The 23,638-nt window shown below is 57.6% G+C and carries 21 protein-coding genes, 5 pseudogenes and 1 riboswitch; of the genes and pseudogenes, 11 read left to right on the top strand and 15 right to left on the bottom strand.

Features of this window, described 5'->3' with window-relative positions; translation table 11 throughout:
* Positions 1-49: 49 nt before the first annotated feature.
* Both AC6I8M_RS18225 and flgA read right to left on the bottom strand, forming a co-directional pair.
* Positions 50-505, bottom strand: coding sequence for a flagella synthesis protein FlgN (locus AC6I8M_RS18225; protein ID WP_010616277.1), 456 nt, complete (start codon positions 503-505; stop codon positions 50-52).
* Positions 506-866: 361 nt separating this feature from the next.
* The gene (flgA, locus tag AC6I8M_RS18220) at positions 867-1,556 is read right to left on the bottom strand and encodes a flagellar basal body P-ring formation chaperone FlgA (protein WP_498013554.1); all 690 of its coding nucleotides are present in this window, start codon (positions 1,554-1,556) and stop codon (positions 867-869) included.
* Positions 1,557-1,786: 230 nt separating this feature from the next.
* Between flgA and flgB the strand changes: the two are divergent.
* From flgB to AC6I8M_RS18195, 5 genes and pseudogenes are all read left to right on the top strand, one after another.
* Positions 1,787-2,196, top strand: a pseudogene (flgB, locus tag AC6I8M_RS18215) (flagellar basal body rod protein FlgB).
* An 8-nt stretch (positions 2,197-2,204) separates the two neighbouring features.
* Positions 2,205-2,609 (top strand): flagellar basal body rod protein FlgC, encoded by a 405-nt coding sequence (gene flgC / locus AC6I8M_RS18210; protein WP_498013553.1) that lies wholly within the window; start codon positions 2,205-2,207, stop codon positions 2,607-2,609.
* A 9-nt stretch (positions 2,610-2,618) separates the two neighbouring features.
* Entirely contained in the window at positions 2,619-2,957 is a 339-nt protein-coding gene (locus tag AC6I8M_RS18205) for a flagellar hook capping FlgD N-terminal domain-containing protein (RefSeq protein WP_022548651.1), read from the top strand.
* Entirely contained in the window at positions 2,851-3,114 is a 264-nt protein-coding gene (locus AC6I8M_RS18200) for a flagellar hook assembly protein FlgD (RefSeq protein WP_022548652.1), read from the top strand. Before AC6I8M_RS18205 ends, AC6I8M_RS18200 begins: the two co-directional genes overlap by 107 nt.
* Before the next feature lie 37 nt (positions 3,115-3,151).
* A pseudogene (locus AC6I8M_RS18195) lies at positions 3,152-3,996 on the top strand (IS5 family transposase).
* Here AC6I8M_RS18195 and AC6I8M_RS18190 read toward each other — a convergent pair.
* From AC6I8M_RS18190 to nudF, 9 genes and pseudogenes are all read right to left on the bottom strand, one after another.
* Entirely contained in the window at positions 3,985-4,839 is an 855-nt protein-coding gene (locus AC6I8M_RS18190) for an Ig-like domain-containing protein (protein WP_498013552.1), read from the bottom strand. The pseudogene AC6I8M_RS18195 and the gene AC6I8M_RS18190 sit on opposite strands and share 12 nt — an antisense overlap.
* Positions 4,776-5,051 (bottom strand): hypothetical protein, encoded by a 276-nt coding sequence (locus AC6I8M_RS18185; RefSeq protein WP_498013551.1) that lies wholly within the window; start codon positions 5,049-5,051, stop codon positions 4,776-4,778. The genes AC6I8M_RS18190 and AC6I8M_RS18185 overlap by 64 nt, the downstream gene beginning before the upstream one ends.
* Positions 4,999-5,889, bottom strand: coding sequence for an Ig-like domain-containing protein (locus tag AC6I8M_RS18180; RefSeq protein ID WP_010618691.1), 891 nt, complete (start codon positions 5,887-5,889; stop codon positions 4,999-5,001). The genes AC6I8M_RS18185 and AC6I8M_RS18180 overlap by 53 nt, the downstream gene beginning before the upstream one ends.
* 258 nt (positions 5,890-6,147) lie before the next feature.
* Positions 6,148-7,023: a LysR substrate-binding domain-containing protein gene (locus AC6I8M_RS18175; protein WP_010618692.1), complete on the bottom strand. Its 876-nt coding sequence runs from the start codon at positions 7,021-7,023 to the stop codon at positions 6,148-6,150.
* Between the two features lie 271 nt (positions 7,024-7,294).
* Positions 7,295-9,190, bottom strand: a complete 1,896-nt coding sequence (gene parE / locus AC6I8M_RS18170) for a DNA topoisomerase IV subunit B (protein WP_498013550.1) — start codon at positions 9,188-9,190, stop codon at positions 7,295-7,297.
* Between the two features lie 46 nt (positions 9,191-9,236).
* Positions 9,237-9,818 (bottom strand): annotated as a pseudogene (gene yqiA / locus AC6I8M_RS18165) (esterase YqiA).
* A gap of 3 nt (positions 9,819-9,821) precedes the next feature.
* Positions 9,822-10,649, bottom strand: coding sequence for a 3',5'-cyclic-AMP phosphodiesterase (gene cpdA, locus AC6I8M_RS18160; RefSeq protein ID WP_010618694.1), 828 nt, complete (start codon positions 10,647-10,649; stop codon positions 9,822-9,824).
* Positions 10,650-10,713: 64 nt separating this feature from the next.
* A pseudogene (locus tag AC6I8M_RS18155) lies at positions 10,714-11,139 on the bottom strand (DUF1249 family protein).
* On the bottom strand, positions 11,136-11,771 hold the full coding sequence (gene nudF / locus AC6I8M_RS18150) for an ADP-ribose diphosphatase (RefSeq protein WP_010618697.1): 636 nt from the start codon (positions 11,769-11,771) through the stop codon (positions 11,136-11,138). Before nudF ends, AC6I8M_RS18155 begins: the two are co-directional and overlap by 4 nt.
* A gap of 212 nt (positions 11,772-11,983) precedes the next feature.
* Here nudF and tolC point away from each other — a divergent pair.
* From tolC to AC6I8M_RS18135, 3 genes and pseudogenes are all read left to right on the top strand, one after another.
* Positions 11,984-13,456: pseudogene (tolC, locus tag AC6I8M_RS18145) on the top strand (outer membrane channel protein TolC).
* A 141-nt stretch (positions 13,457-13,597) separates the two neighbouring features.
* Positions 13,598-14,272, top strand: coding sequence for a DUF1190 family protein (locus AC6I8M_RS18140; RefSeq protein WP_010618699.1), 675 nt, complete (start codon positions 13,598-13,600; stop codon positions 14,270-14,272).
* 8 nt (positions 14,273-14,280) lie between these two features.
* The gene (locus AC6I8M_RS18135; RefSeq protein WP_010618700.1) at positions 14,281-15,444 is read left to right on the top strand and encodes a glutathionylspermidine synthase family protein; all 1,164 of its coding nucleotides are present in this window, start codon (positions 14,281-14,283) and stop codon (positions 15,442-15,444) included.
* 36 nt (positions 15,445-15,480) lie between these two features.
* Here AC6I8M_RS18135 and ygiD read toward each other — a convergent pair whose 3' ends face one another.
* The gene (gene ygiD, locus AC6I8M_RS18130; protein ID WP_010618701.1) at positions 15,481-16,266 is read right to left on the bottom strand and encodes a 4,5-DOPA-extradiol-dioxygenase; all 786 of its coding nucleotides are present in this window, start codon (positions 16,264-16,266) and stop codon (positions 15,481-15,483) included.
* A 201-nt stretch (positions 16,267-16,467) separates the two neighbouring features.
* Between ygiD and zupT the strand changes: the two genes are divergently transcribed.
* Both zupT and AC6I8M_RS18120 read left to right on the top strand, forming a co-directional pair.
* On the top strand, positions 16,468-17,235 hold the full coding sequence (gene zupT, locus AC6I8M_RS18125; protein ID WP_010618702.1) for a zinc transporter ZupT: 768 nt from the start codon (positions 16,468-16,470) through the stop codon (positions 17,233-17,235).
* Positions 17,236-17,379: 144 nt separating this feature from the next.
* A complete protein-coding gene (locus AC6I8M_RS18120) occupies positions 17,380-17,763 on the top strand; it encodes a cell wall hydrolase (RefSeq protein WP_010618703.1) in 384 nt (127 codons plus the stop codon).
* 54 nt (positions 17,764-17,817) lie between these two features.
* On the opposite strand, the gene ribB is transcribed toward AC6I8M_RS18120, so the two are convergent.
* Entirely contained in the window at positions 17,818-18,474 is a 657-nt protein-coding gene (gene ribB / locus AC6I8M_RS18115; RefSeq protein ID WP_010618704.1) for a 3,4-dihydroxy-2-butanone-4-phosphate synthase, read from the bottom strand.
* A 109-nt stretch (positions 18,475-18,583) separates the two neighbouring features.
* Positions 18,584-18,733, bottom strand: a riboswitch (FMN riboswitch).
* 171 nt (positions 18,734-18,904) lie between these two features.
* Here ribB and ubiK point away from each other — a divergent pair.
* Complete coding sequence (ubiK, locus tag AC6I8M_RS18110) at positions 18,905-19,210, top strand: ubiquinone biosynthesis accessory factor UbiK (RefSeq protein ID WP_010618705.1); 306 nt, start codon at positions 18,905-18,907, stop codon at positions 19,208-19,210.
* Positions 19,211-19,249: 39 nt separating this feature from the next.
* Here the strand turns inward: ubiK and hldE are convergent, their stop codons facing one another.
* The gene (gene hldE / locus AC6I8M_RS18105; protein WP_010618706.1) at positions 19,250-20,674 is read right to left on the bottom strand and encodes a bifunctional D-glycero-beta-D-manno-heptose-7-phosphate kinase/D-glycero-beta-D-manno-heptose 1-phosphate adenylyltransferase HldE; all 1,425 of its coding nucleotides are present in this window, start codon (positions 20,672-20,674) and stop codon (positions 19,250-19,252) included.
* Between the two features lie 67 nt (positions 20,675-20,741).
* Positions 20,742-23,606 carry a bifunctional [glutamate--ammonia ligase]-adenylyl-L-tyrosine phosphorylase/[glutamate--ammonia-ligase] adenylyltransferase gene (gene glnE, locus AC6I8M_RS18100; RefSeq protein WP_010618707.1) on the bottom strand — a complete coding sequence of 955 codons (2,865 nt, stop codon included), beginning with the start codon at positions 23,604-23,606 and terminating at the stop codon, positions 20,742-20,744.
* Between the last annotated feature and the right edge of the window lie 32 nt (positions 23,607-23,638).

Raw genomic sequence — 23,638 nt, 5'->3', positions numbered from 1 at the left:
GGCGTAAAATGTACCTTCGCCACGAAAGAAGTAAATATGCTATGGGCGATCAGGCGCGCGAGCTGAATACCCGGCCGCGGCCATCAGACGGGGCGCTTCCGGCGGCACCGTACAGACGCTGATCGGCACCGGCCTGTTGCACCAGCTGATTAAGCTGCTGCGTTTTGCTGCGGTGCATCTCCAGCAGCTGATGGACGCGCTGGTTATGCTGATTGTTAGCGTGCACCTGTTCAAGCACCTTGCGCCACTGCGCCGCCAGCGCGCTGTCGGTTGCGTAGGGCGCCGCGATACTCTCAGCCTGTTCACCGGCACGGCGGCAATCGTCATAGTGCTGTAGTGTCGCCAGCAGCTGACTTTTGCTGTCGGTCAGCAACTGCAGCGAGACCGGATTGATCTGGCTGCGGTTGAGCTGCGCCACTTCCTCTTTTAATACCCGCGCCAGTTCGGCCAGTGCGGTCTGCATCTGCTGTAGCACGCTTCTCAGGGTGTCCCCGGTGGTCGTCATCGTACTTATCCGTTAAACATTTCATCGACCAGCGCTGCAGCGATCTGGTCGGTATCAAAAGGGTATAACTGCCGTCATTCAGCGCGGCACGCAGCGCGTCCAGACGGGCGCTGTTGATATCGCGGCTGTCGTCTGCGGTGGCCTGCCGGGCGTAGCTGCTCTGGCTGACGTGATCGTCACTGCTGCGCACGCTGCGGGGTTCTGCATTCTCGCGCGCTGACGGTGCGGTGCGCAGGTCGGCCAGCGTGCTGATGCTCTGCACCGGCGACGTGGTTTGCGTTCTGTCAATGCTCATAGATAGGTCCTGTTTTTTCGCGGCTTTACTGTTTCTATCGGGGCAAACGAAAAAATCTAAAATTTATTACGGCAGGCTGAGTAAAATTTTTCCGTCCGCACTCACCACGCCCTGCACGCGCTGACCGGCGGCGGTTTTCACCGCCAGCGTCTGGCCGACCGCCGCGTTATTCAGCGCCTTGCCTTTGCTGCGCAGGCGAAAGCCCTGGCCCTGCGCCACGATGTCGACCTCTTCTCCCTGACGAATACGCCAGCTGCGGCGCAGCTGGCCCTGGGCCAGAATCTGTCCCGCTGCCAGCGCGCGCAGCGGGACCTGACCGACCAGCGCCTGCTGCTGTAACAGTGCGCCGGGCGGCAGCGCGGCGAGATCGCCGGAGACGCTGCGCAGATCGTCTGCGCTGAGCGTTTCTCCCGGTGCCAGCGCGCGCTGCGCCACATACCAGCTGCCGGTGGCACTGACCTCAACCTGCAGAAAATAGCGCCGGCTGCCGCACTGCGCGATCAGCGTGCGGTTACCCACCCGCCGCGCCGGCTGGCCAGCAGCGCTGAACTGCGGCGTGGCGCACAGCGTGTCCAGCGCTTTGCCGCGCGACAGCAGCCGTACCTGTTGGCGTACCGCCACGTCTGCGGCGATCGGCTGATGCTGCTGCACCCAGGCGCTGAGCTGGTTTTCCAGCGTGCTTTTCGCTGAAACCAGCGGGGCGCAGCACAGCAGCGCCACCGTCAGCGCCAGAGGTTGTGAAGGAAACGCATTCATCGCGAAATAACCAGAAAAAAGAGGACGTCAGTATAAAGCAACGGCCGCTTAATGAATGGCGGAATATGGTCGCACTTCTGCGGTTGATTATCTGCTTCACGCGGGTCGGGCGCAGCGAAAAAATTTATCCGGCTAATTGCGGATATTTGTGCGATTTCTTTGCAGTATAAAAATTGTTAGTTGCGCCACTAGAATGCATGCGTCAATTTTTAACGGCGGAAAGGTGAGCGATGCTGGATAAGCTAAGTAATGCGCTGCATTTTCAACAGCAGGCGCTGGGTTTACTCAATCAACGGCAGCAAATTCTGGCGGGCAATATCGCCAATGCCGATACGCCCGGCTATCAGGCGCGTGATATTGATTTTACGCAACAATTAAAGGCACGCGTACAGGCGGATAGCGTAAATAACAGCAGCCTGACGCTGGCGATCACCGCTAAAGAACATATTGCCGCGCAGTCCAGCGTGCTGCCGGATGCCAGACTCTTATACCGCGTGCCGGATCAGCCCAGCGCCGACGGTAATACCGTAGACATGGATGTGAACGCGTGCAATTCGCCGACAACAATGTGAAATATCAGTCATCGCTGACCTTTCTCAACGGGGAAATTAAAAAAATGATGAGCGTGCTGCAAGGATAATTTGTCCCATGTCAATTTTCTCTATTTTTGGTATCACTGGTTCCGCCATGTCGGCGCAAAGCAAACGCATTAACGTTAGCGCCAGTAATATCGCCAATGCCGACAGTATCGCCGGGCCCGACGGCGAAGCCTACCGCGCGCGCAGCGTGGTGTTTCGCGTTAAACCGCAGGCGGGCCAGCAGATTGGCGGCGTGGAGGTGACGGAGGTGCTGGAAGACGGCGCGCCGGACCGCCTGCACTACGAGCCGGACTACCCGCTGGCCGACGACGCCGGTTACGTGCACATGCCGAACGTCAACGTAGTCAATGAAATTGTGAACAGTATTGCCGCCTCGCGCAGTTATCAGGCCAATGTTGAAGTGATGAATTCGGCAAAGTCCCTGCTGTTAAAAACCCTGACTATCGGTCAGTAAGGAACGAATATGGCCGTCAATCCGGTGATGAACGGAAATAACAATGTCAACGGTACGCGCGGCGGCACCAGCGCGGATGATTTGACGCAAAGCTTTATGACGCTGCTGGTGGCGCAAATGCAAAACCAGGATCCCACTAATCCGATGGATAATAACCAGCTGACTTTACAACTGGCGCAGTTTAATACCGCCGCCGGTGTAGGTGTAGCAAAATTAAACAGCACGCTGGAGAGCGTCGTGCATGTTAGTGGGCAGCATGCAGCAGTTAAATGTGGCGGAATGGGTCGGACGCGACGTCTATATCGAAGGCGACACCCGCGTCGGATTTGGCGACGACGCGAATCATGACTTTGCTTTTGCGCTGGGCAGCGATGCCGAAACAGTAAAAGTGAATCTGCAGGATGCCAATGTCAATACCTATACCGCCGAACTGAAAAATGTCAAAGCCGGCGTCAATAAATATATGCTCGACGATTTAACTAGGCTGTGTCCCTTAATCACCTGAGATATAGTAACTACCTGTTTCCACAACACATTGAACTATGGCTCGCTACGACCATCCCGATGAAGCATGGACTATCATCCAGCCCTTATTACCTGCTGAACCAGCAACACCACGGGCCGGACGTCCATGAGCTGAACATCGTATGATCATCAACGGCATGTTCTGGGTGCTGTGTTCAGGCGCACCATGGCGCTATTTGCCTGAGCGATATGGCCCATGGAAGACCGTTTATAACCGTTTTAATCGATGGTCTAAATCGGGAGTGATTAACATTATTTTCAACAGGTTACTTTCTTCTCTTGATGCTCATGGTCTCGCTGACTGGTCCGCAACTGCGCTGGATGGCAGCAATATCCGGGCACTCAGGTGCGCCGCCGGGGCGCAAAAAAACATTCCGATATCGCCGGAGATAATGGGCTGGGTCGCTCTCGCGGTGGTTTTGGCACCAAAATCCATCTGGCGACAGACGGAAGCGGTCTGCCGTTAAATATCGTACTGAGTCCCGGTCAGGCTCACGAAAGCCAGTTTGCACAACGTCTTCTGGACGGTATTGGTGTTCAGCGCCGGAACGGCAGCATGAAGCGTCGTGGCCATGCAGTGCTGGCTGACAAAGCCTACTCCGGACATTCGTTACGTAACGAACTTAAAAGGAAAGGGATAAAAACGGTCATCCCCCGAAAAACCAATGAAAAAATGGCAGCAGATGGTCGTTCACAACTCGATCGAGATGCCTACCGCAATCGCAACGTTGTTGAGAGATGCTTTGGGCACCTGAAAGAATACCGCCGCATTGCCACACGTTATGACAAAACGGCGAGGAATTATCTGGCGATGATGAAACTGGGATGCATCCGGCTGTTTTACAAAAGGTTATGTAATTAAGGGACACAGCCTAATCTCCGGCGGCGGCGGTGGAATGGTGTCGACTTCCACTTCATAAATGTCCGTTTTACCGGTCACTTCGCCATCGCTAGAGAACACGCCGCGCAGTTGATAAACATTGTCCGCCAGATCCGGCGTCGTCAGCTCCCATTTGCCGTCAGCACCAATCGTGGTAATGAAGCTGTAGCTGTTCTCGAGACCGACAATGTAGATGTTAACCAGCTCGCCCGGCACGCCTTTACCGGCCACAATGATACTCGGATCGTTCATCGCGCCGCCGTTTTCGATTGGCGTACGCACGCCGGCGTCGTTATTGTCTTTAAAGATATGCTCAATCATGCCGGAAACCGGAACGTCCGGATCGGGCAGGCCATCGACAGGTTCAGGATCGATCGGTATTTGCGTGTCGCCTTCAAACCCAATAGTGACCTTGTCAGAGGCCGGCGATTCGTTGCCTGCCGGATCGCGCACCACGATTTCCAGCTCGTGTTCACCCGGTTGCAGATTGTTTTCTGGCGTGAAGGTCCACTTACCCTCTTCCACAATCACCGAACCAATTGGCTTACCGTTGTCGATAATGACCACGATATCGCCATCATCACCGGTACCTTCCAGCGTCGGACGCAGATCTTTTGTGGTGGAACTGTCTTCCAGCGGATTTCCTTCGCTGTCTTTAATCATGCCGATGCTTGGATTTTCCGGCGCCACGGTATCAACATCAACGATGAACGGATCGGATGGCAGTGATTTGTTACCCACCTGATCGACCACCACGATGCTCAGCTCGTGTCGTCCATCCTGCAGCGCCGGGGCAGTAAAGGTCCAGTTGCCTTCGGCGTCCACCTTTGCGGTGCCCAGCTTACGCCATCGTTCCAGATTTCTACCGTCGAGCCCGCTTCAGCTTTACCGGTCAGCGTCGGCGTATTGTCTTTCGTCACGCCGTCTTTTTCGATCAGCACCGGCGGATCCGGCATATCGTCCATCACGCTGCCAATGGTGCCTTTAGCTGGCGCCGTCAGATCGATGATAGAATTCCCACTGATCGCTCTTTTCACCCACCACGCCCTCGGCGTTACGTTCGGCGGTAACGATGCTGTGATTGCCTGCCGCAAGCGGTTTTTCCGGCGTAAAGGTCCAGTTACCCTCGTCATCCACCAGCACTTCGCCCAGCAGCGTCTCGCCATCCCATATTTCAATGGTATTGCCCGGCGTACCGGTGCCGTTGAAGGTGGGCATGGTGTCATCGGTGCGACCGCCGTTAGCTACCGAACCGGTCACGTCACCGATATCATCAATCACATCGCTGATCGTGGGCTTGCTGATATCGCCGCCTTCACCTTTGCCGCTGTGGCTGCCGTTGTTGTTGTCGTAGTGGTGTTTCGCCGCGGCATAGCCGAGACCCGCCGCTGCCGCGATAGCCGCCAGACCACCCAGCACAATCAGCGCCGGCGACCATTCAAAGCCAAAGCCGCTGGCCAGCGCATAACCGGAATTATCATCAACGCTGCCTTCACCCAGCGCCAGCGCGGTGGTTTCGCCGTCTGCCAGCGCGGCCGCTTCGTGGTCGGCATTGCCGTCAGTCGCAACGTAAGCGTGCATTTTGCCGTCTTCCGCTTTACCCACTAAGGTGCCGGATTTAGCGAAGAAATCTTCGATAATCAGATCCGGTTTGCTGGCGTCTGAGCCTTCCAGCATCACCAGCAGGTTTTTCCCTGCGCGTTTAACGGTGATGTTTTCAGGCGCGGTGCCGTCCTGGTTCTGCGTCAGCAGATATTTACCGTTGGTAATTGCTTGGATCTTCACTGCTTTGCCGTCTTTACCGGCGCGCAGCACTTCCGCTTTGGTTATGGTTTTCTTATCGATAACCGCCACACTTACGGGCGAAACGTTCATGATTCTTCCTTCCGTCGATTAATTTTGACTGCGCGTTTGCAGGCAAGCGCCGCAATCTCCCTGGCTCTGCCCACGGGTGGGCTCAAAGTTGCGACATAATCCGGAAAGAGATAAATCCGAGACATAAGAAATGTCCCGTTAGGAAAAAATTCTTAAATGGGCGGCCGAAAGATAGTTAAATCATTAACTGATTGAATTAAAGCGTTTTTATCGATGAGGGCAGAACATAACAGGAAAGGTTATTCAGACAGAACCGGACTATAACAGATGATTTTCCTGAATTTTTTCCCGTAAAAAATCCAGAAAACAGGTGATGCGGGAACTAAGCGACTGGTTGCGATAGTACACTGCATGAATCGGCAGGCGCAGTTCGCGCGTGTCATTTTCCAGCACCTGTACCAGCCGGCCGCTGGCACGATCCTCGCGGCTGACAAAGTCCGATAGCCGCACAATGCTCTGGCCGGCCAGCGCCAGCTGGCGCAGGGTTTCGCCGCTCGACGCGCAAAGCGTGGGTTTGATGCGCAAAAACTCGCCTTCGCGCTGCCATACCGGCCAGACATTGTGCGCGTCCAGCTGGCTGAATCCCAGCAGCTGGTGCGTCAGCAGATCTTCCACGCTCTGCGGCGCGCCGGCTTTTTCCAGATAGGCCGGACTGCCCAGCACGCGGGCGCGCAGCGTTGAGTCGCGCAGTTCACCAATGCGAATAGCGATATCAGTTTGCTGCTCAAGCAGGTCGATGACAATGTCATCGGTGTTCAGCTCCAGCTGGATTTGCGGATAGCGCGCGCAAAATTCGGCAACCAGCGGCACGATAACATGCAGGGTAAATGGCGTATTAGCGTTGACGCGCAGCCGTCCGGAGGGCATGTCGCGCCGCTGCGCGATATGCTCTTCGGCCTGCTCCACCGACGCGAGGATTTGCCGCGCGTGATCGAGAAAAATCAGCCCCTCTTCGGTCAGCGCCAGGCGACGCGTGGTGCGGTGCAGCAGCGTGGTTTGCAGTTTGCTTTCGAGGCGGCTCAGCGCCCGGCTGATGCCGGAGCTGGTTTGATCCAGCTGTTCCGCTGCGGCGGTTATGGAACCGGTGTCCACCACCGCGACCCAGGCGCGTAACTCTTCCAGTATGATTTTCACTCTTCCTACCTCAGCGCATTGCTACTTCGAGACCTGTCTTAGCCTCGTTCTCACGGCTGCTGAGGTAGATTGCTCCACGTTCAGCAGCGGCTGGATACCACATGCAGCAAAACGCAGGGATTATCGCTGACCCGGGTCAGCAGGCGGCCTGGTTGTGCCGCGCACAGCGCGGTTTTTATTAACGGGCATGCGGCGATGGGACAGATCGGGACGAGCAGCGATGGCACGCGTTGCAGGCATAAAAAAGGGACGCCACAGCGTCCCGTTTGCATCACACTTCGAGGTCGGCGAGGTCGCCTTTTTCCTGTAGCCAGTTACGGCGGTCTTCCGAGCGTTTCTTCGCCAGCAGCATGTCCATCATCCGTAACGTCTGCTCGACGTCTTCTTCGTCGACCGTCAGTTGCACCAGACGACGTGTGTTCGGATCGAGCGTGGTTTCGCGCAGTTGCAGCGGGTTCATTTCACCCAGACCTTTAAAGCGCTGCACGTTCGGCTTGCCTTTTTTCCGCTTCAGCTGCTCCAGCACGCCCTCTTTTTCATCTTCATCGAGCGCGTAATACACCTCTTTACCGAGGTCGATGCGGTACAGCGGCGGCATCGCCACATAGACGTGGCCCTGCCGCACCAGCGAGCGGAAGTGCCTCACAAATAGCGCGCACAGCAGCGTGGCAATATGCAGGCCGTCGGAGTCGGCATCCGCGAGGATACAGATTTTGCCGTAGCGCAGCTGGCTGAGATCTTCACTGTCCGGATCGATACCGATCGCCACCGAAATATCATGCACTTCCTGCGACGCCAGCACTTCGTCCGACGATACTTCCCAGGTATTAAGGATCTTGCCTTTCAGCGGCATGATCGCCTGATATTCGCGGTCGCGCGCCTGCTTGGCGGAGCCGCCCGCAGAATCCCCTTCCACTAGGAACAGTTCAGTTTTATTCAGATCCTGCGCGGTACAGTCGGCCAGCTTGCCGGGCAGCGCCGGTCCGCTGGTCAGCTTTTTACGCACTACCTTTTTCGCCGCGCGCATACGGCGCTGTGCGCTGGAGATCGCCAGCTCGGCCAGCATTTCGGCGGCCTGCACGTTCTGGTTGAGCCACAGGCTGAAGGCATCTTTCACTACCGCCGAGACAAACGCCGCGCACTGGCGTGAGGAGAGACGCTCTTTGGTCTGTCCGGCAAACTGCGGATCCTGCATTTTGACCGACAGCACGTAGGCACAGCGATCCCAGATATCCTCCGCCGACAGCTTCACACCGCGCGGCAGAATATTGCGGTATTCACAGAATTCGCGCATCGCGTCGAGCAAGCCCTGACGCAGGCCGTTAACGTGCATTCCGCCCTGCATGGTCGGGATCAGGTTGACGTAGCTTTCGGTCAGCAGCTCGCCGCCCTCCGGCAGCCACAGCAGCGCCCAGTCGACCGCCTCCACATCGCCGGCAAAGCTGCCGACAAAAGGTTTTTCCGGCAGCGTCGGCAGGCCGTTCACCGCTTCGTTCAGGTAATCCGTCAGGCCATCCTGATACAGCCAGGTTTGTTCGGTATCGTTCACCTTGTCTTTAAAGACAATTTCGACGCCCGGGCACAGCACCGCTTTGGCTTTCAGCAGGTGCTTAAGGCGGGAGACCGAGAAGCGCGGGCTGTCGAAGAAGCTTTCGTCTGGCCAGAAGTGAACGCTGGTGCCAGTGTTACGTTTGCCTACCGTACCAATCACCGCCATATCCTGCACTTTATCGCCGTTTTCGAAGGCGATCTGGTAAATCTCACCGTTGCGGCGCACCGTGACTTCCACACGCTTCGACAGGGCGTTCACCACCGAAATCCCCACGCCGTGCAGGCCGCCGGAGAACTGGTAGTTTTTGTTGGAGAATTTACCGCCGGCGTGCAGGCGACAGAGAATCAGTTCGACCGCTGGCACGCCCTCTTCCGGATGGATATCAACGGGCATACCACGGCCATCATCGATCACTTCCAGCGACTGATCGGCGTGCAGGATGACTTCCACGCGTTTGGCGTGACCGGCCAGCGCCTCATCGACGCTGTTATCGATCACTTCCTGGCCCAGATGGTTAGGGCGTGTAGTATCGGTGTACATGCCCGGACGGCGACGTACCGGTTCGAGGCCGGTTAAAACCTCAATGGCGTCAGCATTATAGCTAGATTGGCTCATCGTAACAGTCTGATTAACAATAGGAAAATGGGCCCATCCCGCAGCATCAGGGAGTATCCAGTCCCAGAAAATCTATCATCTGCGCAAAATGGCGTTCGAATCCGATATAGGCATGATTGCCGCCCTCTTCTACCGTCTGACGGCACGTGCTGTAGTAATCCAGCGCCTGGCGATAGTCGAGCACTTCATCGCCGGTTTGTTGCAGCAGCCAGAGTAGATCGGGCGCTTCCAGAGGGTCAATCTGCATCACTTTCAGATCGTAAATGTGGCGAGACTCTAACACATATTGCTGGCCGGTGTAGGGATTCCGGTTTTCACCCAGATAATCCACCAGCAGTTCAAACGGCCGCACCGCCGGATTCACCACCACCGCCGGCAGCATGAAACACTACGACAGCCAAGTGGCAAAATAGCCACCGAGCGATGATCCCACCAGCCCGAGCGGTTCACCGGCATACTGCATCACCAACTCTTCCAGCAGCGCGGCAGCCTCAGCGGGAAAAGTCGGCAACTGCGGCACCAGCACCTCAATGTGCGGATGCTGCGCCTGACACCACTGCTGTAACTGCGTCGCTTTAGCCGACTGCGTTGAGCTGTTGAATCCGTGCAGATAAATCCGCGCCACCATGGTTTAGTAGCCCTCGGAATCCAGATCCGGACGAAACAGATCGCTTTGCAGACGATTCACTTCGGTGTGCAGCGTGCCATCCGCCTGCAGCGTCAGCCAGCGCCAGCCGGGCGCCACGGTATCAATGGTGAAGTTGGTGCAGTGCGGTTTGAACTGGACGCAGGTCGAAGGCGATGCCAGTACGCGGCGGCCGTGCCAGTCGAGATCCAGCTCCTGATGAATGTGGCCGCACACCAGGTGGCGCGCCAGCGGGAAGTTTTGCAGCACCGCATCCAGCTGATGCGGATTGCGCAGGCTGTGCTGGTCAAGCCAGGTACAGCCGGAGGCGAGCGGATGATGGTGCAGCAGCACCAGCGTGTAGCTATCGGGGAACTGACGCAGCGTGCGGTCCAGCCACTCCAGCTGATAGTCGCTCAGCATGCCGTGCGGCACGCCAAAAACCTGGCTGTCCAGCAGCACCAGCTGCCAGTGCTCGCCGAGCAGCACATGCTTGTCCGCGGCGATGCCGGCCTGCGCCAGCGTATCCACCATCGCCGGCTGAAAATCATGATTGCCCGGCAGCCAGACGCACGGCTTCGGCAGACGTGCAATGCCCGCAACAAAATGCTGATAAGCTTCGACGGTGTGATCTTGGGCGAGATCGCCAGTGGCGATAATCAGATCGTAATCGCGCTGTTGCGCCGCGATGGCGTCCAGCACCGCATCAAAACTCGACCAGGTATTCACTCCAAGCAGCGATTGATGTTTTCCCGCGAAAAGATGGGTATCCGTAATTTGTAAAATCCTGATATCGGACCCATTTGCCGCAGGAAGAGTTAGCAGGCTATCCAAAGCGTTTCCTTTCTCTCCACGCTATCGTTGCGTTATATACCCGTGCGGATTCAGGGTATCGCTATCAGCACACCGGCACGGCCATCGCGCCGTGCGCCAGGCAGTACTGCAACCAGTCGGCAAGGAACTGGTTAATCTGATGTTTTTCATCGCGCTGATGCAATTTTTTATTAGGATAATCATAGCGCGCTTTGAAGCGATAGATCTGCTGAGTGGAACACACTTCAGCCACCATCGCATCATGGTAGAGCCGCACCGACATTGACGGCAGGCTCCAGTAGCTCACTGCGGGTGCCACCTAGCGGATCTCCACCAGCGTGGTATAGCGCGTCGACTCTTCAATAGTCAGCTGATAACTGGCGCCGTTCACCTGATACATCACCGACGCACCTGCCTCGTCATTGCGCGGCAGCAGGCGGCGCAGCTGAGCGAAATTGGTTTCGCACAGACGCATCATTTCGGGGAAATCAGGGGCATAGCGCTGTTTCATGTTGGCTTCCACTCTTCTCTTAGTTTCTCATGGTGCAACGCCAGCCATTGCAGAGCGATGACAGATGCCGCGTTATCAATAATCCCCTCTTCCACCCAGCGATAAGCCTGTTCGCGGCTTACCACATGCACAAGAATATCCTCATTCTCTTCCTCCAGCCCGTGATTTCCCTCTGCCTGGCTGGCATCCACTTCGCCCACCAGCACCGACAAACGCTCAGAGGTTCCGCCGGGGCTGGCTAAGTAATTCACTATCGGTTTGACCCGGCCAACCTTGAGGCCAGCCTCTTCGACCGCTTCACGACGCACCACATCTTCCGGCGTTTCACCCGGTTCAATAATGCCGGCCACCATCTCCAGCAGCCAGGGCGTGGCGCTGGAATCATAGGCCGGAATGCGGATCTGTTCGATCAGCACCACTTCGTCGCACAGGGGATCATAGGGTAGCAGCACGGCAGCGTGTCCGCGCTCAAAAACTTCGCGCACCACTTCAGCGCTCATGTCGCCATTGAAACGGCGGTGGCGGAAGCGGTAACTGACGATGGAAAAAAAACCATCGTAGCGAGTATCGCGTGCAATAATTTCTACATCGTTTTTTGTGAAAGTCACAGGGGATTTTTTTTCACCCGCCATCATCTGGTTCCTTATGCCGATTGGGATGGAGCGAAGAAAAGCCAACCCTTGTGCTCCGTCCGAGTGGTTCTTTCTGAATTATTTACGTAAATTAGGGGAGAAGGCACGTTCAGCCAACTTATCTCTGACGCCGCCTCTGTAGAATCGGCGATTATTTTTTGGCTTACCTGCAGCACACTCTCTGTGCATTTGCTGCAACACAAGGAATGCAAATGAAAAAACTGCTCCCACTTTTTATTGGACTGAGCCTAGGCGGTTTCAGCCTTGCCAGCCAGGCAGAAAACCTGTTGCAGGTCTACCAGCAGGCGCGCCTCAGCAACCCGGATCTGCGTGCTTCAGCCGCCGATCGCGACGCTGCTTTTGAGAAAATTAACGAAGCGCGTAGCCCGTTGCTGCCGCAACTGGGTCTGGGTGCAGATTATACCTATAACAGCGGCTATCGCGACAACAGCGGTCTCCATTCCAACACGACCAGCGCCTCGCTGCAATTAACGCAAACGATTTTCGACATGTCGAAATGGCGAGCGCTGACGCTGCAGGAAAAAACGGCCGGTATTCAGGACGTTACTTATCAGGTGGCGCAGCAGGATCTGATCCTGAATACCGCAACCGCCTATTTCAACGTGCTGAAGGCCATTGATACGCTTTCTTACACTGAAGCGCAGAAACAGTCGATCTACCGCGAGCTGGATCAGACCACTCAGCGTTTTAACGTCGGTCTGGTGGCAATCACCGATGTGCAGAACGCCCGTGCTCAATACGACAGCGTGCTGGCCAACGAAGTGACCGCGCGTAACGACCTGGATAACGCTGTGGAATCGCTGCGTCAGATCACCGGCATGGATTATCTGTCGCTGGCGTCACTGAATATCGATCGTTTCAAAACTGCGCGTCTGGAAGCGGTGTCCAGCCTGCGGAAACAGGCTGAGAGCCGTAACCTCAACCTGCTGTCTGCCCGTCTGAGCCAGGATCTGGCGCGTGAGCAGATTCGCTCCGCCGAGTCCGGCCACATGCCGACGCTGGATCTGACCGCCTCTACCGGTCTGTCGAACAGCAAATACGGCGGCAGCCGCGCTAATCAGAGCGCCGGTACCACCGATTCTATTACCGGCTCCAACCAAGTTGGCCTGAGCTTCTCACTGCCTCTGTACAGCGGCGGTTCAGTGACCTCGCAGGTGAAACAGGCGCAGTATAACTTTGTCGCCGCCAGCGAGCAGCTGGAAGGCGCGCATCGTAGCGCGATCCAGACCGTTCGTTCTTTGTTCAATAACGTGAACGCTTCGATCAGCAGCATCGACGCTTACAAACAGTCGGTTATCTCGGCGCAGAGCTCATTAGATGCCTCGGAAGCCGGTTATCAAGTGGGTACGCGTACCATCGTTGATGTGTTAGACGCGACCACCACGCTGTTTAACGCTAAACAGCAGCTGTCGAATGCGCGTTACAGTTACCTGATCAACCAGCTGAACATCAAATATGCGCTGGGCACGCTGAACGAGCAGGATCTTCAGCAGCTGAATAGCACGCTCGGCAAAGAAGTGACGACCTCGCCAGAAGTGGTCGCGCCGGAAAACAGCTAGCAGGCAGCGCGCGTGGATAACGGCCCGAAAGCGACCTCCGCTTCCGCAGCCGCTCAGGCCCGTCCGGCCGCGGCACGTAACAGCGCCAATCCTTTCGCTAATTAAGCCTTCCAAGGGCCGCTTGCGGCCCCTTTCGCATTCAAACGTATAACAACGTAAAGATCCCCTTGCCACCCGGCTTCCCGCTTCATTTTCCACCACTTATCACCTATCCTAAGCCCCACCTTTGGGCACAGGATGAAGATAATGAAACGGACAAAAAATATTCGTCATGTCGCTTTCCGTAAAAGCTGGCAGGCACGCCATTTAACGCCGGTCGCACTGGCGGTCACCGCCGTGTTTATGCTGGCAGGCTGCGAACAGAGCGATGAAACGGTTTCGATGTACCAGAACGCCGATGATTGTGCGAAAGCCAATCCGGGCCAGAGCGCCCAGTGCACCACCGCTTACAACAACGCGCTGAAAGAGGCTGAGCGCACCGCGCCAAAATACGCCACGCGTGAAGATTGCGTCGCGGAATTCGGCGAAAATCAGTGTCAGCAAACCCCGGCACAGGCGGGCGTCGGTACCACGGCGAACAACGCTGAAGCGCAGCAGAGCGGCAGCTTCTGGATGCCTCTGATGGCTGGCTACATGATGGGTCGTCTGATGGGCGGCGGTGCCGGCTTTGCGCAGCAGCCGCTGTTCTCGCCAAAAACTCCCAACAGCCCGGCTAACGGCCAGTTTGTTGATGCTTCCGGTAAAAACTACGGTGCGGCCACCTCCGGCCGGACGGTAAACGTGCCGAAAATCGCGCTGGCGCCAAAACCGGCCACCACTTCCACCATCACCCGTGGCGGCTTTGGTGAGACGGTAGCTAAACAGAACACCATGCAGCGCAGCAGTGCCACCAGCACCGGCAGCCGCTCGCTGGGAGGCTAAGCCCGCGCATGCAACGTATTGCTATCAGCGAACGTCCGAACTGGCGCGAAAAGGCGACCGAGTACGGCTTTCAGTTTCACACCATGTATGGCGAACCCTACTGGTGTGAAAACGCTTATTACCTGTTTACGCTGGCGCAAATTGAACAGCTGGAAGCGGCCACCGCTGAACTGCACCAGATGTGCCTGCAGGCGGTAGAAAAAGTGGTGAACAGCGAAGCGCTGCTCACCCGTTTCTGCATTCCGAAACACACTTGGGATTTTGTGCGCGAATCCTGGCAGCAGCGTCAGCCGTCGCTCTATTCACGCCTCGATCTGGCGTGGGATGGCACAGGCGAGATCAAGCTGCTGGAAAACAACGCCGATACGCCAACCTCGCTGTACGAAGCGGCGTTTTTCCAGTGGATCTGGCTGGAGGATCAGCTCAACGCCGGCAACCTGCCGCAGGGCAGCGATCAATTCAACAGCCTGCAGGAGCAGCTGATCGAGCGCTTCGCCACGCTGCACCAGCAGCACGGTTTCAACTGGCTGCACTTTGCCTGCTGCCGCGATACGGAAGAGGATCGCGCCACGGTACAGTATCTGCAGGATTGCGCGACTGAAGCCGGTCTGCCGGGTGAATTTCTCTATATTGATGAGATCGGGTTGGGCGAAAAAGGGCAGTTTACCGATCAGCACGATCAGGTGATCGGCAACCTGTTTAAGCTCTATCCGTGGGAATTCATGCTGCGCGAGATGTTTTCGACCAAGCTGGCCGATGCCGGCGTGCGCTGGCTGGAGCCAGCGTGGAAAAGCATTCTCTCCAACAAAGCGCTGTTACCGCTGTTGTGGGAGATGTTCCCCAACCATCCTAACCTGCTGCCCGCCTGGTTTGCCGATGATGCCAGCGCGCCGCAGATGGAAAAATATGTGGTGAAACCGCTGTTTTCCCGCGAAGGTGCCAACATCACCATCGTGGAAAACGGTCAGGAAATCGCGCGCGCCGACGGCCCTTATGGCGAAGAGGGCATGATCGTCCAGCAGTTCTGGCCGCTGCCGAAGTTTGGTGACAGCTACACGCTGATTGGCAGCTGGCTGATTGACGATCAGCCTGCCGGTATTGGTCTGCGTGAAGATCGTGCGCTGATCACGCAGGATCTGTCGCGTTTCTATCCGCACATCTTTATTGCGTAAAGCGCGTGCCGCCCAGACTGCGGGCGGCATGCGTTGTTATCCGACCTGCACTGACAGCATACTGATCGAACCCATCTCCATGCCTTCCACCGGGATGCTCACCGCCTCACCTTCAGCACGCGCTCCGAGAATATACAGCAGCGGCAGATAGTGCTCCGGCGTCGGGTTGGCCAGCTGCGCGCCTTCATGCTGCTGATAATTCCCCAGCGGATGCTGCGCCGCCTCACCCTCGTAGTCCAGATTATCGCGCACAAACTGGTTGAAGCTCTCCGCCCACGGATAAGCGCTTTCCGCGCCCTGCCAGCGAATCATGCGCAGGTTATGCACCACGTTGCCACTGGCCACCAGCATCACGCCTTCGTCACGCAGCGCCGCCAATTTACGTCCCAGCGCAAAATGCCACGCCGCCGGCTGGGTGCCATCAATACTGGGCTGAATCAGCGGAATGTCCGCCTGTGGATACATCTTCGCCAGCACGCCCCACGAGCCGTGATCAAAGCCCCACTGCTGATCGGCCTGCACCGCAACCGGTGCCAGCAGATCGATAACGCGCTGTGCCAGCGCTGGCGAACCCGGCACCGGATAGCGCACGTAGAACAGCGCCTGCGGGAAGCCACCAAAATCATGGATGGTGCGCGGATTGCTCATCGCCGTCACCGCCGTGCCGCGCGTGTACCAGTGCGCCGAGATGGCGAGAATAGCGCGCGGACGAGGCAGGGTTTCGCCCAGCTGCTGCCATACGCGGGTATAACGGTTGTCTTCTAATACGTTCATCGGGCTGCCATGGCCGAGAAACAGAGCGGGCATGCGGGTCTGACTCATCTTTCATCCTCTGGCGTCGGGATCGCGTTAATGACTGTCACGATACGCGCTTTCGCTAGGGGAAAAACGCTGATAAGCGTGATGATGTTTATCAGCAAATTTGAACAAGATTTTGCCGACATAACTTTACGCTAAATAACTCGATATTTTATGGAGTTAACTATACTGTAACTGGTAATCCTTATCATTAAGGAGCCCATCATGTCAGTACCTTTGCTGCTAACCATCCTAGCTGGCGGTGCCACCTTCGTCGGCGCGATTTTTGGCGTGCTCGGTCAAAAGCCGTCGAACCGCGTACTGGCTTTTGCGCTCGGCTTTGCCGCCGGCATCATGTTGCTGATTTCCCTGATGGAGATGCTGCCCGCCGCGCTGCATGCGGAGGGCATGTCACCGGTGCTCGGCTACGGCATGTTCATGCTCGGCTTACTGGGTTATTTCGCCATGGATCGCCTGCTGCCGCACCAGCATCCGCAAGATCTGATGGCCGTCAATCGCCGCCCCACTAACCTGAAACGCACCGCGATCCTGCTGATGCTCGGTATCAGCCTGCATAACTTTCCAGAAGGCATTGCCACCTTTGTAACCGCCAGCAGCGATATGGAGCTGGGGCTGGGCATCGCATTGGCGGTTGCCATCCATAACATTCCGGAAGGACTGGCGGTGGCCGGACCGATGTACGCCGCCACCGGCTCGAAAGCCAAAGCGCTGTTCTGGGCCTGCCTGTCCGGCATGGCGGAGATTCTTGGTGGCATCATCGCCTTTCTGCTGCTGGGGCCGGCGGTCTCACCGGTGATGATTGCAGCCATTATGGCGGCGGTGGCGGGCATTATGGTGGCGCTGTCCGTGGATGAACTGATGCCGCTGGCGCGCGAAATCGACCCGCATAACAACCCCAGCTACGGCGTTCTGTGCGGCATGACGGTGATGGGCCTGAGCCTGACGTTGCTGCAAACCAGCGGGGTAGGCTGACACGAGATTCGTCTCATTCACTACCATTTCTTCGTTATCTATCAATAGGTTATTCTCGTTAAGGCGTAGTCGAGACGGGTCTTGTTAACACCCGACGGCGGGCTCATTACACTCCACGCGACTCTTAGAAAGCAGTGGAGTGTTATGTTAATTCAGGGAGCCATTTTATGCCTGGCGATGAATATCTATCATGAAGCGCGCGGCGAACCGGTGAAGGGACAGATTGCCGTCGGCACCGTCACCATGAACCGGGCTAACTGGGACGTTAAAGAGATCTGTCCGGTCGTGTACGCACCCAAACAGTTCTCCTGGACGTCTCTGCACAAACATCCCCATCGCCATCCGCCGCAGCATGACAAAAGCTGGCAGCGCGCGCAGCGCCTGGCCCAGTGGATTGTCGAGGGTAAGCTGGCGGATGTGACAAAGGGCGCGACCTTCTTTCATGCGCACAGCGCCAGACCCGCGTGGCGCCACGCCTTCCAGCGTACCGTGGTAATAGGCAATCACGTTTTTTACGCCAGCCGTTAATCATAAAAAAAAGGCCGGATGTATCACATCCGGCCTTACTTATTTCACGTCGGCTTAGCTAGCCTGACGGGTTTCATGCTGGCGGCGCCAGGCCACCAGGTCTTCAATGGTCACCACCGGCATGGCGTGCTGCTTCGCAAACGCAATCACTTCCGGCGCGTGCGCCATGCTGCCGTCATCATTGGTCAGTTCGCACAGCACACCCGCAGGTTTGAAGCCCGCCAGCGTCACCAAATCGAGCGTCGCTTCGGTGTGGCCGCCGCGCGCCAGCACGCCGCCATCGCGCGCGCGCAGCGGGAATACGTGGCCGGGACGATTCAGATCGGACGGTTTAGCGTCATCGGCAATCGCAGCGCGGATGGTGGTAATACGGTCGGAGGCCGATACGCCGGTCGTCACGCCGCTGGCCGCTTCAATGGTCACGGTAAAACCGGTGCCGTAAGAGCTGGTGTTGTTCTCTACCATCATCGGCAGATCCAGCTGCTGGCGGCGCGCTTCGTTAATGCACAGGCAGACAATGCCGCTGCCATGACGAATGCTCAACGCCATCTGTTCAACGGTCATGGTTTCGGCGGCGAAGATCATATCACCTTCGTTTTCGCGATTTTCATCGTCCAACACCATCACGCCGCGCCCGTTGCGCAGCGCATCAATGGCGCGTTCTACACGCTGTTCCGGCGTGCCAAATTCAGAAAGAAGTGTCTGATTCATGGTAAAAAAACCTTATTAATAAAATATGAGTTACCAGAACCAGGGCGAGCTTAGGAGTGCGTAGAAAACACATGGCAATAACGTGACGCGGGCGCAGCCCGGCTGATGTCGTTACCCTCTCCCATCCGGACTTTAACCGTCGGCCCCGGAATTACACCGGATCTGCTGACCTTTCACTGTACAGCGAAAGCGCTCGCGGGCTTTCAGCCGAAGCTGATTTACCGCCGGTGGGGAATTTCGCCCCGCCCTGAGAATAAGCGAAATTACTATAGCGCCAATCACCTGGTCGGGCAATCAACAAAAGTGCAAATGCTTTTGCACTTCATGCGTTGTGGATTTCGGGTTTAACCTTTTCGTTTCTGGCATTACACTTAATGCTTGATGAGTCGGAACACGCGCTGTTATCAGCCACCGTAACCAAGAAACAACCATGATCGACACGAAAAAAATTGAACAACTGGCGCGCCAGGTGCACGAAGCGATGCCAAAAGGTATTCGCGACTTTGGCGACGATGTGGAAAAGAAAATTCGTCAGGTATTGCAGGCGCAGTTAACCCGCATGGATCTGGTTAATCGTGAAGAGTTTGACGTGCAGACGCAGGTTCTGCTGCGCACGCGTGAAAAACTGGCGGCGCTGGAGCAGCGTCTGGCGAAGCTGGAGAGTGAAAGTCCGGCGGCCCCGGCTCCGGCGGTGATCACGCCAGATCCGGCAGGCAAAATCGATACGCCTCAGTAAGGTTAAAGCGGCGGGAGTTCGCTCCCGCCGGCTACGTGTTTACTGATTGCGAATGGTTTTGATGATGTTGGTGGTGGAGATACCGTCTTCAAAGTTGAGCACGCGCACGTCACCGCCGTTGGCCCACACCTCTTTACTGCCCGCGATATCTTCCGGCTTATAATCACCGCCTTTCACCAGCAGATCCGGCAGCACTTCGGCAATCAGCCGCTGTGGCGTATCCTCTTCAAACAGCACCACCCAGTCTACGACTTCCAGCGCACCCAGCACGATCATGCGGTTTTCCTGCGGGTTCACCGGGCGGGTTTCGCCCTTAAGACGTTTGGTGGAAGCATCGCTGTTGACCGCCACGATCAGGCGATCGCCCAGTTTGCGCGCGTTGGCCAGATAAGAGACATGGCCGGCATGCAAAATGTCGAACACGCCGTTGGTCATGACCACTTTCTCACCGCGCTGGCGCGCCTGCGCGACCGCCACGTTCAGCTCGGCTTCGGTCATTACGCCAAAGCCGATGTCCGGCCGCGCGTGGATCGCATTCTCCAGCTCCACAGTACTGACGGTTGAAGTGCCGAGCTTGCCGACCACCACGCCAGCCGCAGCGTTGGCGAGGAAGCAGGCATCTTCCAGACTTTCACCGGCAGCTAGGACTGCGGCCAGCACACCGATCACCGTATCGCCGGCACCGGTGACGTCATACACTTCCTGCGCCTGAGTAGGCAGATGCAGCGGCGCTTTGCCCGGTTGCAGCAGGGTCATCCCGTTTTCCGAACGCGTCACCAGCAGCGCGGAGAGATCGTAATCGGCAATCAGCTGCATACCGCGGCTGACAATCTCCTCTTCGCTTTTGCACTTGCCCACCACCGCTTCGAACTCGGACAGGTTGGGCGTCAGCAGCGTCGCGCCGCGATAACGTTCAAAATCAGTGCCTTTCGTGTCGATCAGTACCGGCACCTGCGCCGCACGCGCCAGCTGAATCATGGTCTGCACGCTGCTCAGCGCGCCTTTGGCATAATCAGAAAGCACCAGCGCGCCCGCCTGTGCCAGCGACTGACGCAGGCGATCGTGAATCGGCTGCGGATCGACCTGCTCAAAGCCCTCTTCAAAGTCGAGGCGAATCAGCTGCTGGTTGCGCGACAGCACGCGCAATTTGGTGATGGTCGGATGGCTATCGAGGGCGACGAAATCACACTCAACCTTCACCTGCGCCAGCGTTTCGCGCAGCACGCGCGCAGCGTCATCTGCACCGGTCAGGCCGATAAGGCGCGAGTCAGCACCGAGTGCAGCGATATTCATCGCCACGTTGGCCGCGCCGCCCGGACGCTCTTCAATGGTATCCACTTTAACCACCGGCACCGGGGCTTCCGGTGAGATACGGCTGGTCGGGCCGTACCAGTAGCGGTCTAACATCACATCGCCGACAACCAGCACAGCGGCTTTGCCAAACGCGGGCAGTGTTACTTTCATGCAGAGACTCCAGACTTCAACGTTCAGTCAAAATAATGCGCGGATAATAGCATAGAAGCCGCCAGGCTCACTGCTCCGTGTCATCCGCATCGCTCGCGGCCAGCCAGCGCTGCCAGCTGGCGTGCACCACGGCGCGTTCGTCAGCGAACGATGCCGGATCGACGTGACCCGGCAGTTCCTGCAGCGCCAGATGGTGCAGCGCATCACGCAGCGTGACGTAAGCGTGCGTCAGCGCCTGCGCTTCCTCATCAGCCATGATGCCGTGGCGCGCCATCAGTTCGAAAATGCGCACGTTATCCGACCAGCGTGTCAGCGCCGGCTGGCTGGCGGCGTAACCTAATACCAGATACTGCGCGATGAATTCAATATCGGTGATACCGCCCTCATCGGTTTTAATCTCCCAGCGGCCTTTGTGCTTGTTACTGAGGTGCGCGCGCATTTTCTCGCGCATCTCACGCACGTCGGTTTGCAGCTTCGCGCCTTCAAGCGGCAGGCACAGAATACCGCGCCGGATCGCATCGAAGCGCTCACACAGCGCCGGTTCGCCAAACACGATGCGCGCGCGCACCAGCGCCTGATGTTCCCACGTCCAGGCTTCATGGCGCTGATAGTCGTCAAAGGCAGCAAAGGTGCTGACCAGCATGCCGGCCGCGCCAGAGGGGCGCAGGCGCGCGTCCACCTCATACAAAATGCCGGACGAGGTGCGGGTGCTGAACAGATGCATGACGCGCTGGGCGAGACGCAGGTAAAACTGGCGCCCGTCGATAACGCGTTCACCGTCGGTTTCAGCATCGTCCGGACAGTCATGCAGAAACACCAGATCGAGATCCGAGCTGTAACCCAGTTCCCAGCCGCCCAGTTTGCCGTAGCCGACTACGGCAAAGCCGCGCTCGCTGTCGCTGTCGCTGGTGAGGTGCGAAGGACGGCCATAGCGTTGCACCATCATCTGCCACGCCTGCTGTACCACCGATTCAATGATCGCTTCCGCCAGCCAGGTTAAGTGATCGCTCACTTTCATCACCGGCAGTGTGCCGGCGATGTCGGCGGCGGCGATACGCAGATGCTGTGCCTGCTTGAACTGGCGCAGCGCTTCCAGCTGCTGCTCTTCATCATCGGTGGGAATGCGCAGCAGATACTGGCGCAGTTCGTCACGATAGGCGTCGGTGGCAGTGGGCTGATACAGCGTGGCCGGATCGAGCAGTTCATCCAGCAGCAACGGATAGCGCGCCAGCTGGCTGGCAATCATCGGCGAAGCACCACACAGGCGAATCAGATGACGCAGCGCGCCGTGATACTCGGTCAGCAACTCCAGATAGGTGCTGCGCGTTAATACGCCAAGCAGCAGCGGTGTCAGGCGTGCCAGCACCACATCGGCGTCGTCATGCGCGCACACTTCGCTCAGCAGACGCGGCATTAATTGATCGAGCGCCAGCCGGCCGCGCGGGCCGATGGTACGGCGACTGACATCCTGACGGAAATCATTCAGCGCCCGATACAGCGCATGGCGCTGTTCCGCCTGCAGCTGCGGCACCACCGGCAGCAAATCGCTCTCTTCCAGCGCGTCCTGCCACAGGCTGGCAAACTCCGCCAGCTGCGGCTGATCGTCGACATCCGGTGCATCATCGCCTATCAGCTCGTCGAAAATGTGGCGCACGCCGGCCATCTGCTGTTCCAGCTGTGCCAGCAGCGTCGCCCAGTCCGCCATGCCCATCGCCCAAGCTAGGCGCAGGCGGTCGAGCGGATTTTCCGGCAGCGTCTGCGTCTGCTCATCGTTGATGCTTTGCAGCAGATTCTCCAGCCGGCGTAAAAACCGGTAGGCGGCGCGCAGATGGTCAACCTGCTCCGGCGTTAACAGCGCCAACTCACCGATGGCCTGCAGCGTGGGCAGCAGCGAGCGCAGCTGAAGTGAGCGCTCACGTCCACCACGAATCAGCTGAAACACTTGGACGATGAATTCGGTTTCGCGAATGCCGCCGGCGCCGAGTTTAATGTTGTCCTTCAGGCCGCGTCGCCGTACTTCACGGGCAATCATGCCTTTCATGTTACGCAGCGACTGGATCACGCTGAAATCGATGTAGCGGCGATAGACGAACGGGCGCAACATCTGCTGCAGCTCCTGGCTCCGGTGGCCGCCGTCATCGCCCATCGGGCGCGCTTTCACCATCGCGTAGCGCTCCCAGTCACGGCCCTGCTCCTGGTAGTAATCCTCCAGCGCGGCAAAGCTCAGCACCAGCGGGCCGCTGTCGCCGAACGGGCGCAGGCGCATATCCACGCGATAAACAAAGCCATCGACCGTAGGTTGATCCAGCACCTTGATCAGGCGCTGCCCCATGCGGGTAAAGAACTGCGCATTGTCGAGCTCGCGCCGGCCGCCGTGGGTGACGCCGTTTTCCGGCCAGGCAAAGATCAGGTCAATATCGGAAGAGAAGTTGAGTTCACCGCCGCCCAGCTTGCCCATACCAAGAATCAGCATCGGCTGGGCTTCGCCGGCGGCGTTGCACGGCGTGCCGAAATCGCGGCAGCAATCCTGCCACACCCAGTCGCGCGCGGTGGTAATCAGCACTTCCGCCAGCGTACTGAGCTGCGTCAGGCTCTGCCCGGTGCTGGTCTGCTCCAGCGCCTGCATCCACGCGATACGCACCAGCATATGGCGGCGGAACAGGCGCAGTTCGCGCATCAGCGAGGCTTCGTTATCCACCGGCTGTAGCGCCGCTGCCAGCCAGGCCGCATAGTGCTGCCACTCTTCGGGCTGCGGCGGTTGCTGCTGCAGCTGTTGCCACCACGCCGGATGCTGCTGCAGGTTATCCACGATAAAGTCACTAAAGGTCAGCGCGCCAGCCTGCTGCGGCGTGATCGCCGTCAGCGGCAGGCCCAGACGTTCTGCCACGCTGGCGAGCTGCGCCTGCATCAGCGCCGGTAACGGTAACGACATCTTCCCTCCCTGATGATTGATGGTGCCGTGGC

Source organism: Type-A symbiont of Plautia stali (assembly GCF_059731155.1).
Note: the sequence above shows the minus strand (reverse complement) of the source record. Positions and strands in the feature narration are given on the sequence as shown.